This is a genomic window from Ahrensia marina, from assembly GCF_042140245.1.
Lineage (GTDB): Bacteria > Pseudomonadota > Alphaproteobacteria > Rhizobiales > MH13 > MH13.
In genome coordinates this window covers 1,634,295-1,645,526 of record NZ_CP159483.1, presented here as the reverse complement: position 1 = coordinate 1,645,526, position 11,232 = coordinate 1,634,295, and the positions used below count along the sequence as shown (strand labels likewise).

Sequence of the window (11,232 nt, the reverse complement as noted above, 5' to 3'; positions counted from 1 at the left end):
TCAAGTCCGACCCGACTCGTCCTCTCCATCAAGAAGCAAGGCCATCTGCGCCTGGTTCAGATCACGCGGCGCGGCAATCCCGAGATGTGAGAACGCTGCCGGTGTCATCAAGCGCCCACGAGGGGTGCGTTGAATGAAGCCTTGCTGCAAGAGATAAGGTTCCACGATCTCCTCGAGCGCATCACGGGGCTCAGACAGCGCCGCTGCCAGCGTTTCGATGCCCACAGGACCTCCGCCAAACTTTGAGGCGATAAGATCAAGATAGCGACGATCAAGCATGTCGAGACCGATGGAATCGACATCCAGACGGGTCAGCGCCGCATCGGCATTCTCGCGGTCGACAGCACCGGAGCCTTCAACCAGGGCAAAATCGCGCACACGCCTCAGCAATCGACCGGCGATCCGCGGTGTGCCCCGTGAGCGTTTGGCGATCTCTCGAGCGCCATCATCGGAAATCGGAACACCGAAAAGCCGTGCTCCACGGCGCACGATCTGCTCCAACTCCTCTGGCGTGTAGAATTGCAGGCGGATCGGAATGCCAAACCGGTCCCGCAAAGGGGTGGTGAGCAGGCCAAGGCGCGTGGTGGCCGCCACAAGCGTAAACCGCGCAAGATCAATCTTTACCGAACGCGCCGCCGGTCCTTCGCCAATGATGAGATCAAGCTGGAAATCCTCCATGGCCGGGTAGAGAACCTCTTCCACCGCTGGGTTCAGACGATGGATTTCATCAATGAAGAGAACATCGCGGTCTTCCAGGTTGGTGAGGATTGCAGCCAAGTCGCCAGCTTTGGCGATCACAGGGCCGGACGTAGCGCGGAAGTTCACCCCCAGCTCACGGGCCACGATCTGCGCCAGCGTTGTTTTGCCGAGCCCGGGCGGTCCAACGAAAAGCACGTGGTCCAGCGCTTCCTTGCGGGTGCTGGCAGCCTCGATAAACACTTTAAGGTTCGCCCGCGCATCAGCTTGGCCGGTGAAGTCATCCAGTGCATTGGGGCGCAGCGAAACCTCTTCGGCTTCACGTGTCTCCGCATCAAGAAGCTGCGAGCGTTCGCTCATCCCATTGACCCTTCAACCGGTTCCAGATGAGCGCTCGCGTAGCGCTTCAAACCCAACCAAAGCAAACTCGCCGCAAGCAACGTCGTCGCCATCAAGGTAAGGCTGGTTATGCCCCCGATCACCAGAGACATCAGCCCAAACCCAACAAGACCACCACCGATGATGGCCAATGCGATCCAACCGAACGACAAACGGCGGCCCGACAGAATGACCCAACCGAGAGCAAAGGCTGAAAGAAGCGCAGGGATAAGACCATAAAGATAGCCAACCAATGTTCCGGCCGTCAGAAGGGCAAAAACAGCTCGCGGGTAGTCAGCCAGCGACAGGCGTGACAGGTCATAAGAGCTGTCTCCAAGCACCTGCAGAACCAGCATCAAGATACCTGCTATCGGAGGCAAGAAAACCACTGCGACGCCTACAATGACGAAGAGCAACGGCAAGCGCTTGGAGCGTGGCACCATCGTCATGCGGCCTCCCGGCTTGATGGAAGCGCAGCAGGTGGATCACTGCGCCCCCAAAAACGCACAACACGCCATAGCACGTAGCAGGGAACCACACACACCAGAACGCCGAAGGCAGCGCCGTAGGCGCCCGCCTCCAAGCCAAAAAACTCGCTGAACATGAAATAGAGAGCGCCAACCGCCATGCCGAGCAATGCCGCGCTGAAGCCCGTGACAGGTCCTCGCCAGCCTTCATGCCAGGCGATCACAAGACCAGCAGCAAGAGCGGGCAAAAAACCGAGCCAGTAGCCAAAAATCGCGCCATACAAGGAAAACAAAGCCGCAGCCGGAAAAAACCCCAGCAAAGCATCGCCAAAACTTGTCTCGCTGCCTGCCGTCATGGCTCCCGCCAAGGCTACGCCTCCAGTGATGCCACCAAGTGCCGGCCCAGCGAACACAAACAGAATGACAATGGCCACAGCCCGTCGCCACGGTCTTTGGGGCAACGTGATCACGCGAACGGTGGAGGGTTCATCAGAGGACAACGAGGATCACCGCCATCAATAAGAACAGAAGGATGCCGCCGAGCCAGATGACCCGACGTTGCAGCTTTTCATACCGCTGTTTGACATAGTCGTCTTGCGTCACAAGCACCCATGGCTTGTCCCAAACATAGATCCGGCCAAACACATCGCTCTCAAACTGTTTGCGAAATCCAAGTGCCACGATCAAGCCAGCAGGCGCGATGGCAAAAACCAGGATGAGAAGCACAATCAAAGCCTTCATGGCCAAAGTCCCGTCAACGCTACGTCAATTGCGTCCTGCTCTAGCTCGATAAGGCTTTCAGTCCAAGCCGAATAAGTGTGGCGGCTGGCGCATCCTCACCGGCATCTTTCACGGCCTGCGCAACCGCTCCAGACGCTTGCTGCGCCGAGTAGCCCAAATTGGTGAGCGCGGACACCGCATCCACCACGGCTGAGGCGGCAACGCCCTCACCCAGCTCTTGCTGCAGCCCAATGGTGCCGGTGGCATCGCCAGACATAGCCGGTGCTTTGTCTTTCAGCTCAGCCACAATGCGTTGCGCAACCTTCGGTCCAACACCAGGAGCACGGGCCACCATGGCTTTGTCTTGCAAGGCGATGGCTGAGGCCAAGTCCCCGATGGGCAGCGTGCCAAGGATCGCCAACGCCACCTTCGCCCCAACACCTTGAACCGATTGCAACAAGCGGAACCATTGCCGTTCCTGCTGGCTAGAAAAACCGTTGAGGCGAATGAGGTCCTCTCGCACCAGCGTGTCGATCCAAAGCTCTACGCCTTCCTCACCACCACGATACTGACCGAGCAGCTTGGATGAGCCAAAAACCTCATACCCCACGCCCTGAACATCCAAGATCAAACTGTCGTCCAGCACCGCGTCCACGCGGCCTTTCAGCTTACCGATCATTGTGTTGCCACCTTCAACTGACGCGCCGGGCGCTGATGCGCGTGACAGATAGCGATGGCCAGCGCATCAGCTTCATCAGCGGACGAAAAATCAGCCCGCGGCAAAAGCACCTTCACCATGGCTTGCACCTGTTTCTTGTCGGCATGACCAACCCCCACCACCGTTTTTTTCACCTGATTGGCGGCGTATTCGCCCACCGAGATGCCAAGGCGCGCTGGCGCCAGCAGGGCCATACCACGCGCCTGACCAAGCTTGAGCGTCGAGGCTGGGTCTTTGTTGACAAAGGTTTCTTCCACCGCTGCCTCATCAGGTGTGTGCTCCCGCAGAAGCGCTTCCAGCCCGTCGTAAAGCGCAGCCAAGCGCACTGGCAAAGCATCCTCGGCAGGCGGAGAGATCACGCCGCTGGCCACATAGGAAAGCCGCGTGCCGGCAAGTTCCACCACGCCCCACCCCATGTGGCGTAAACCCGGATCAATGCCAAAGATACGAATCGCTTGTGGTTCCATGCCATCTCAGCTACCGCACTCCACTTCGCCACCAAAGGGTCAAACACGATGTCAGCGCTTATCGAAGCGTTTCTCTCCGCTTTTGGGGACATGGCAAACCATCCGGCACTCGTACCTGCGCTGTTCGCTGTGGCGCTGGCAGGATCAGTGCGCGGCTTTGCAGGCTTTGGCGGCGCGATGCTGTTCATGCCGTTCGCGACGTTTCTGTTCGACCCACGATTGGCGGTGGTGGCGTTCTTCATCATCGACACCAGCATCACCCTGCCATTGGTCACCAACGCACTGCGCCATTGGGATTGGCGCACAGTGATCCCTTGCGCCATCGGGTCATGGGTTGGCGTGTGGTTCGGCGCCTATCTGCTGGCAACCACTGACACGCTGATACTACGCTGGACGATTTGTTTGATCATCATTCTGCTGGTCGGCGTGATGCTGACCGGTTGGCGCTACACCGCGCGTCCCAAGACACCGATATCTTTGGGCGTTGGATCGGTTGCCGGGGTCTTAGGCGGTATCAGCCAGGTTTCCGCGCCGCCGCTTGTCGCCTACTGGGCAGCAGGTCCGTTTCCGGCGCAGGTGATCCGCGCCAACCTCATCTGCTTTTTCTTCTTTGCAACGCTGGGCAGCCTGGCGGCGTTTTTCGCCAATGGCGTGTTCACCGCGCAGACGCTCGCGCTCGCGGTCTGGTTGGCACCAGCTTACGGACTGGCAATCTTCATCGGAGCGAGACTTTTCAAAGGCTCCAACGACACGCTCTTTCGTCGAGTGGCCTTCGCGATCATTTTGATTGCGGCGGTGACATCACTGCCACTGCTTGATCCGCTGATGCGCGCTTAGCCGTCAGCCAGCTGCGCCATCACCTCGTCCGACATCTCAAAGTTGGCATAGACGGTCTGCACATCATCATCATCTTCCAACGTATCGATAAGGCGCATCAGCGAGGCGCCCTTGTCGGCATCCACATCGATGGTGTTCTGCGGTTTCCAGATCGGGTTCACCGACTCTGCCTCACCCAGCGAGGCGCCCAGAGCCGTGGAGACGTCATTGATGTCCTCAAATGCGCAGTAGATTGTGTGGCCGTTTTCATCAGAGATGACGTCTTCAGCGCCCGCTTCGATGGCTGCTTCCATGATCGTATCCGCATCGCCTGCCTCGGCCGGATAGATGATCTGTCCGACACGATCGAACATGAACGACACCGAGCCGGTTTCCCCTAGCGATCCACCGCTTTTGGTGAAATAGGAGCGGACCGCACTGGCGGTGCGGTTACGATTGTCGGTCATCGCCTCAACGACAACCGCGATACCGCCTGGGCCGTAGCCCTCATAGCGGATTTCCTCGTAATCATCGCCCTCACCGGCCTGGGACTTTTTGATCGCCCGCTCGATATTATCCTTCGGCATCGACTGCGATTTAGCGTTCTGCACAGCAAGACGCAGGCGCGGGTTCATATCTGGATCGGGCATCCCCATCTTGGCTGCCACGGTGATCTCCTTGGCAAGCTTAGAGAACAGCTTGGAGCGCGCCTTATCCTGCCGCCCCTTGCGGTGCATGATGTTTTTAAACTGACTGTGTCCGGCCATCGAAGCCTCAACTTTCAAAATGTCTTTGAGATGGAAACGGCGTAACGCCTTGGCCTCGGCTCATAAAACGGCTCTCACGGAAAATCCAGTCGGCCCGGCTGACCACAACCTGTCGTTAACCTTATGCTCGCAATAGTTGTTTCCCAAATGGCAGGAATACATGGCCATTTGATACGTAAAATTACGCATAATGGCATTGGCGCGGGGGCGCTTTGCCAAATTTCTTCGGGGGAAGACAATGTTTGGAATGCAAAGAAAGGTTCAAAGCGAACCAGAAGCTACTGCTGTGGACATTCGCGACCAACGCGACATCCTCAACTCCATGCTGGATCAAATGCCGATCAACGTCATGGTTGCTGATCCAGAAACCTGCGACATCATTTATGCAAATGCAGCCAGCCGGACAACGCTTCATTCCATCAAACACCTGTTGCCAGAGTCCGTGGACCCTGACGATATGGAAGGCGTCAACATCGACATCTTTCACAAAAATCCACAGCATCAGCGCCGCATTCTTGCCGATCCAAGCAATCTGCCATGGAACGCCAAAATCAAGCTTGGCCCGGAAACGCTGGCGCTGAAGGTTGGCGCGCTTCACGATGGTGACAAGGCTTACATTGGCGCGATGGTGACCTGGTCGGTCATGACCGATCTGACAAACGCTATCGATTCCTTTGAGGAAAACGCACAAGAGTCAGTGGCCCGCCTCACATCAGCTGCAACGGAGATGAGCACAGCGGCCGCCCAAATGACTCAAACGGCGTCAACCTCCTCAAGCAACGCAACAAGCGCTGCTGCCGGGGCTGAAGAAGCAACGGTCAATGTGGAAACCGTAGCGCAGGCCGCACAAGAGTTGAACGCCTCTATCGGTGAGATCACCGAACAAGCTGCCAAGTCTTCAGAAGTTGCGCTGAGCGCCGTCGATAAAGCCCGCACCACCAATGACACGGTACGCGAGTTGGCAACGGCTTCCGAGCGGATCGGCAAAGTGGTCAATCTGATCCAAGACATTGCGGCCCAGACCAACTTGTTGGCGCTCAACGCCACCATTGAGGCGGCGCGCGCTGGCGAAGCTGGTCGTGGCTTTGCGGTCGTGGCCAGTGAGGTGAAAACGCTGGCGGGTCAAACGACCAATGCAACAGAAGAAATCACCCAGCAAATCAGCGCGATCCAAGAGGCAACCAATGATGCCGTGAACGCGATCGAAGAAATCTCAACCACCATTGATGAGATCAGCAGCGTAACCAGCTCCATCTCTGCGGCGGTGGAGGAGCAAAGCGCGACCACAGCCGAGATCAGCCGCAACGTCAACGAGGCGGCAGTGGGCACGCGCGATGTTTCAGCCAATATGGTGCAAGTACAACAGGCTGCCGATGAGACTGGTCACGCAGCCAACAAGGTTGAAACAGCATCAGATGAGTTGGGTGAACAGTCCCATCAGATGGATGAAGCCATCCGCCGCTTCATTGAAAAAGTGCGCGAGATCTAGGCCCAGGAAACTGCCCTTTTACACATTCCAGAACGGCGGAATGGCGGGCTCCAATTGCCCGCCAAGCCGCACCGGGGCGCAGGCCTGGGCAAGCCCTGTTTTTGGGTCAGCTTGAACCGCAATACCTGACAAAGTCGGTTCACCCTCCGCTGGCGAGAACCGCCCTTGCGGAACCTTGCTCAAAAAGCGCTGCACCGGCTCAACCTTGTCCATACCGATGATGGAATCATAGTCTCCGCACATACCTGCATCGGTTTGGAAGGCCGTGCCACCAGGCATCACACGATGATCAGCGGTGGGCACATGGGTATGGGTGCCAACAACCAGCGTCGCACGACCATCAAGATGCGCACCAATGGCTTGCTTTTCCGATGTGGCCTCACCGTGAAAATCCACCATCGCAAAATCGGCGACCTCTCCCATCGGGCAGGCATCCAGTTCGCGATCAATCACTGCAAACGGGTCTTCCATGGCATCCATGAAGAGCCGGCCCATGGCATTGATCACCAGAACGTTTTCGCCTGTCTTTGCACGAAACAGCCCCGCGCCTCGTCCCGGCGTACCGGCTGGAAAAGTGGCTGGCCGCAAAAGGTTGGGATAGCGCTCAATGTAAACCAGCGTTTCGCGCTGATCGAAAGCGTGGTTGCCCAACGTGATGACATCAACACCCCAGTCAAACAGCTGCTCGCAAATGCCCTCATTGATCCCAAAACCATGGGCAGCATTTTCGCCATTGCAGACAACAAAGTGGATCGGATAACGGGCCAACAGGTCCGGAAGATGATTGGCAACGGCCTCACGGCCAGCTTTGCCAACAACATCGCCGAGAAAAAGAAGATTGAAACTCATTCGCGCGCCTTAGCAGGCAATACTCAGCGCAGGAAGGGCAGAAGCGCGTCCTGTCCTTGATCAAAAACCCGCAAACCTGAGGGTGTCAGGACCCCATCAAGCGGAATGTCGTGCGGCTCAACCTCGAAAACGGGAACCTCTTGCTGGTCATACGCCACGCCAACCAGCGCTGGATGATGACCTGATGCATGCATTTTCGCCAGGCACCGATCATAGTGCCCCTTGCCATACCCAATGCGCTGCCCGGCAGAGGTGAAGGCCGCAAGCGGAGCAAGGACAAGATCAGGCAGAACCTCTGCCTGATCGGCATCGGGGCCTAATGTACCAAAGCCGACCGGAACCAAAGTGTGACTGTGTTCCCATCGCCGAAACACCATGGTTTCGCGGTCCAGCAAAACCGGTAAGGCGAGCACAGCGCCTTGCCGTTCAAGACATTGCGTCAACGCGCCGGGATCAAGCTCACTACCAATCGCATGGTAGGCAGAGACGGTTTTTCCAGCGACATGGAATGGGAGGCCATCAGCCAGCGCCTGGCTGGCTCTCGCCAGCAAATCAGACGACAGATCATCGCGGCGTGCCAATGCCTGTTCGCGAAGGGACTGTTTGTTTGAGATAGCCAGCGCCACCGCACGAGCAAAAAGAGTAAGTGAAGCCGCAACGGCCGTGTCAGCGTCGATCCTGGGAAACCTACAAAGTAGGTGGGCGCCGTGTAGTCCGGTCCACGGACCGGTCCAGGGACAGCTCCCTTAAGGATCGGTAAGGCCCCAGGGAAAATGCCGATGCACGAGAAGCGCAGCTTCACGCCGGAAGATAAGCGTCGATGGTCACAACTTCAATGCAATTCGGCATTGAGGAGACAAACGATCAGTTTGGCGAAGCACCCTGCGTGATCTGCTCCAGCCGCGCCGCCAACTCGTCCACTTTTTGGCGCACCTTGTCATCGCTACCTGCGTTCGATGTTTGTGCCAGGGAGAGACCTGCTTGCAGTTCTGCCACCTGCGCGGTGAGCCGCTCGATCTGCGCCTGTGCATCGCCCAGCTTGTCGGTCATCACAAGCCCGGCCATCACCGCAAGGCGTGTGTCACCAACTTCACCAAACGAGCCGCGAAGTTCATTGACCGTCGCATCAAAGGTTTGCGCCAGTGCTGTAAGGCGCGCCTCGTCGCCATCTTCGCAAGCTAGCCGGAAAGAACGCCCAGCAATGGTGACAACAACTTGGCCCATACCTACCCAAAAAACACTTTCAACTTGTTGATCTGATCAGCGGCCCAGCGTGTTGCCAAGTCACGACGGTGAGGGCCCAGCTGCGGACTGCGAAGCATTCAAATCGCCCGCCAACACGGTACGAATGTTTTCCATCACATCCAAAAGCCGCTGCGAAACCGCCTGGTTAGCAGCTTCCATCGCGCGCGTTTCAGCACGGGCATGGTCCAGAAGTTGGGCAAGCTGCGCACGATCTGTGGAAAGCCGGGCCACTTCGGCATAGAGCTTTTCGCGCTCTTCCAGCAAAGCGCGCCGATGCCCAGTGTCGGCCTCAACGGCAGTAATCGCGCGGTCAAGTCGTTCAAATGCCGATTGAAGATCACTGCCAGCCATTGCCTTCGCCCAAACTTCAAATGGCAGTTTTTACCAACTGCCCCACCCTCGCGCCCAATGTAGGGATCAGGGGCGATGGCCGTCAACGCACCAAACCGATTTTGGTCGCTTCGCAGCGCCCACATCTTTTCAAGCGCGCGCTCCTCCTTTAAGACGCATCCGCATCCAGCGAAAACGCGCTTGGGCGGCAAGATCGCCCGCAAGATCAGACGGCTTATCACCATTATGACCGAGACCGACCGCCATACGGATATGGCCAACGCCATCCGTTTTCTCTCAATGGACGCTGTTCAGCAGGCCAATTCCGGCCATCCGGGACTGCCAATGGGCGCCGCAGACATAGCGACTGTCCTGTTTTCCAAATTCATGAAGTTCGATCCGACAGAGCCAAACTGGCCTGATCGCGACCGCTTCGTGCTCTCTGCCGGCCACGGCTCGATGCTGCTCTACTCACTGCTCTATCTTCTCGGCGTTGAAGATATGTCCCTGGACGATCTGAAAGACTTCCGTCAGCTGGGGTCAAAAACCGCCGGCCACCCAGAATATGGCTTTGCTGGCGGCATCGAAACCACCACCGGGCCGCTTGGCCAAGGCCTCGCCAACTCCGTGGGCATGGCGCTGGCTGAACGGATGTTGGCTGCTGATTTCGGCGAAGAGCTGGTCGATCACTACACCTATGTGCTGGCCTCCGACGGCGATCTGATGGAAGGCATCAGCCATGAGGCGATTTCCATCGCCGGTCATCTGAAGCTCAACAAGCTGATCGTTCTTTGGGATGACAATGACATTTCCATCGATGGACGCGTCACTTTGTCAGAAACCGGCGACATGCTGGAGCGTTTCGAAGCCGCCAATTGGGACACGGTGCGCATCGACGGCCACAACGCTGCCGACATCGAAGCTGCCATTGAGCGTGCACGTGGCAGCGACAAGCCGAGCCTGATCGCTTGCAAAACCAAGATTGGCTTTGGTTCACCCAACAAAGAAGACACGTCCAAAGCGCATGGTTCGCCTCTGGGTGACGAGGAAATCGCCGCCACCCGCGAAGCGCTTGGTTGGACCCACGAACCATTCGAGGTGCCTGTGGATACACTGGACGCTTGGCGCATTGTCGGCGTTAAAGGTGTGCATGAGCGCGCGGAATGGACCAAACGCCACGATGCCGCTGACGTGCAAACACGCGCCGAATTTGATCGTCGCATGCGTGGCGATCTGCCGGCCAATCTTGATAGCGCTGTTGAAGCCTTCATCGCGCAGGTGACCGAAGAGGCGCCAAAGGTTGCCACTCGCAAGGCCTCTGAAATGGCGCTGGAAGCGATCATCCCGCACCTGCCTGAAGCGGTGTCCGGCTCAGCCGATCTTACCGGCTCCAACAACACCCGCACCAGCACCATGACCCCTGTTGCACCGGGCGATTACGCTGGCAACTTCGTGCATTGGGGCATCCGCGAACACGGTATGGCCGCAGCGATGAACGGCATGGCGCTGCATGGCGGAATCATTCCCATGTCCGGCACGTTCCTGGTATTCTCCGATTATTCTCGTCCAGCCATTCGCCTCGCCGCGCTGATGCATCAGCGCGTGATTCACGTGCTGACCCATGATTCCATCGGCCTTGGCGAAGACGGACCAACTCACCAGCCTGTCGAACATCTGGCAGCACTGCGGGCGATCCCAAATCTCAAAGTTTTCCGTCCAGCCGATGTGGTTGAAACGGCCGAATGCTGGCATCTTTCATTGCTCAGTGAAGATGGTCCAAGCGTGCACGCCCTCACCCGCCAAGGTCTGCCAACTCTGCGCACTGAAAATGGTGGCAAGAACCGCTCCGCCAAAGGCGCCTATGAGCTAGCGTCCGCCGGTGGCGAGGCCCAGGTGAGCCTTTTTGCCTCTGGGTCAGAAGTTGAAATCGCGATGGAGGCCCGCGCGCTTCTTCGCGACGCTGGCATCAACGCTCGCGTGGTCTCAGTGCCTTGCTTTGAACTTTTCGAAGCTCAGGACGCCGACTACCAGGCGTCGACCATCGGGGAGGCGCCAGTCAACATCGCCATTGAAGCCGCCATCCGCATGGGTTGGGACCGCTTCATTGGCAGCGACGGCATCTTCATCGGCATGGACTCTTTCGGCGCCTCCGGGCCCTACAAGGAAGTCTACGCGCATTTCGGCATCACCGCTGAAGCCGCAAGTGAAGCTGCGAAAGCCGCGCTGGCAGACGAGTAAGAACCCAAGAGCTGGCTGCGCGGCGCATAGCTGGCGCGCACGATCAGCTCTT

14 protein-coding genes and 1 other RNA gene are annotated in these 11,232 nt (G+C 57.8%); 3 read left to right on the top strand and 12 right to left on the bottom strand.

Annotated elements, in window-relative coordinates; all coding sequences use genetic code 11:
• The 6 genes from ruvB to ruvC are packed head-to-tail and all read right to left on the bottom strand — an operon-like array spanning position 1 to position 3,446.
• Entirely contained in the window at positions 1–1,056 is a 1,056-nt protein-coding gene (ruvB, locus tag ABWH92_RS08115) for a Holliday junction branch migration DNA helicase RuvB (protein WP_375573759.1), read from the bottom strand.
• The gene (locus tag ABWH92_RS08110) at positions 1,053–1,523 is read right to left on the bottom strand and encodes a hypothetical protein (protein WP_375573757.1); all 471 of its coding nucleotides are present in this window, start codon (positions 1,521–1,523) and stop codon (positions 1,053–1,055) included. The genes ruvB and ABWH92_RS08110 overlap by 4 nt, the downstream gene beginning before the upstream one ends.
• Entirely contained in the window at positions 1,520–1,975 is a 456-nt protein-coding gene (locus tag ABWH92_RS08105) for a hypothetical protein (RefSeq protein ID WP_375573755.1), read from the bottom strand. The genes ABWH92_RS08110 and ABWH92_RS08105 overlap by 4 nt, the downstream gene beginning before the upstream one ends.
• A 55-nt stretch (positions 1,976–2,030) precedes the next feature.
• Complete coding sequence (locus ABWH92_RS08100) at positions 2,031–2,282, bottom strand: hypothetical protein (RefSeq protein ID WP_375573753.1); 252 nt, start codon at positions 2,280–2,282, stop codon at positions 2,031–2,033.
• A gap of 40 nt (positions 2,283–2,322) precedes the next feature.
• Positions 2,323–2,940 (bottom strand): Holliday junction branch migration protein RuvA, encoded by a 618-nt coding sequence (gene ruvA / locus ABWH92_RS08095; RefSeq protein ID WP_375573751.1) that lies wholly within the window; start codon positions 2,938–2,940, stop codon positions 2,323–2,325.
• Positions 2,937–3,446 carry a crossover junction endodeoxyribonuclease RuvC gene (gene ruvC / locus ABWH92_RS08090; protein ID WP_375573749.1) on the bottom strand — a complete coding sequence of 170 codons (510 nt, stop codon included), beginning with the start codon at positions 3,444–3,446 and terminating at the stop codon, positions 2,937–2,939. The genes ruvA and ruvC overlap by 4 nt, the downstream gene beginning before the upstream one ends.
• Before the next feature lie 48 nt (positions 3,447–3,494).
• Between ruvC and ABWH92_RS08085 the strand changes: the two genes are divergently transcribed.
• Complete coding sequence (locus tag ABWH92_RS08085; protein ID WP_375573747.1) at positions 3,495–4,283, top strand: sulfite exporter TauE/SafE family protein; 789 nt, start codon at positions 3,495–3,497, stop codon at positions 4,281–4,283.
• On the opposite strand, the gene ABWH92_RS08080 is transcribed toward ABWH92_RS08085, so the two are convergent.
• Complete coding sequence (locus tag ABWH92_RS08080; protein ID WP_375573745.1) at positions 4,280–5,029, bottom strand: YebC/PmpR family DNA-binding transcriptional regulator; 750 nt, start codon at positions 5,027–5,029, stop codon at positions 4,280–4,282. The two genes, ABWH92_RS08085 and ABWH92_RS08080, sit on opposite strands and share 4 nt — an antisense overlap.
• 247 nt (positions 5,030–5,276) lie before the next feature.
• Between ABWH92_RS08080 and ABWH92_RS08075 the strand changes: the two genes are divergently transcribed.
• Complete coding sequence (locus ABWH92_RS08075) at positions 5,277–6,518, top strand: methyl-accepting chemotaxis protein (protein WP_375573743.1); 1,242 nt, start codon at positions 5,277–5,279, stop codon at positions 6,516–6,518.
• Between the two features lie 18 nt (positions 6,519–6,536).
• On the opposite strand, the gene ABWH92_RS08070 is transcribed toward ABWH92_RS08075, so the two are convergent.
• From ABWH92_RS08070 to ABWH92_RS08050, 5 genes are all read right to left on the bottom strand, one after another.
• The gene (locus ABWH92_RS08070) at positions 6,537–7,367 is read right to left on the bottom strand and encodes a YmdB family metallophosphoesterase (RefSeq protein ID WP_375573741.1); all 831 of its coding nucleotides are present in this window, start codon (positions 7,365–7,367) and stop codon (positions 6,537–6,539) included.
• A 23-nt stretch (positions 7,368–7,390) separates the two neighbouring features.
• Positions 7,391–7,993: a 5-formyltetrahydrofolate cyclo-ligase gene (locus ABWH92_RS08065; protein WP_375573739.1), complete on the bottom strand. Its 603-nt coding sequence runs from the start codon at positions 7,991–7,993 to the stop codon at positions 7,391–7,393.
• 19 nt (positions 7,994–8,012) lie between these two features.
• Positions 8,013–8,169, bottom strand: a non-coding RNA gene (gene ssrS / locus ABWH92_RS08060) — 6S RNA.
• A 62-nt stretch (positions 8,170–8,231) separates the two neighbouring features.
• Positions 8,232–8,591 carry a cell division protein ZapA gene (locus ABWH92_RS08055; protein ID WP_375573737.1) on the bottom strand — a complete coding sequence of 120 codons (360 nt, stop codon included), beginning with the start codon at positions 8,589–8,591 and terminating at the stop codon, positions 8,232–8,234.
• Positions 8,592–8,651: 60 nt separating this feature from the next.
• Positions 8,652–8,963, bottom strand: a complete 312-nt coding sequence (locus tag ABWH92_RS08050; protein ID WP_375573735.1) for a DUF4164 family protein — start codon at positions 8,961–8,963, stop codon at positions 8,652–8,654.
• Between the two features lie 225 nt (positions 8,964–9,188).
• Between ABWH92_RS08050 and tkt the strand changes: the two genes are divergently transcribed.
• Positions 9,189–11,180, top strand: coding sequence for a transketolase (gene tkt, locus ABWH92_RS08045; RefSeq protein WP_375574215.1), 1,992 nt, complete (start codon positions 9,189–9,191; stop codon positions 11,178–11,180).
• Positions 11,181–11,232: the final 52 nt, after the last annotated feature.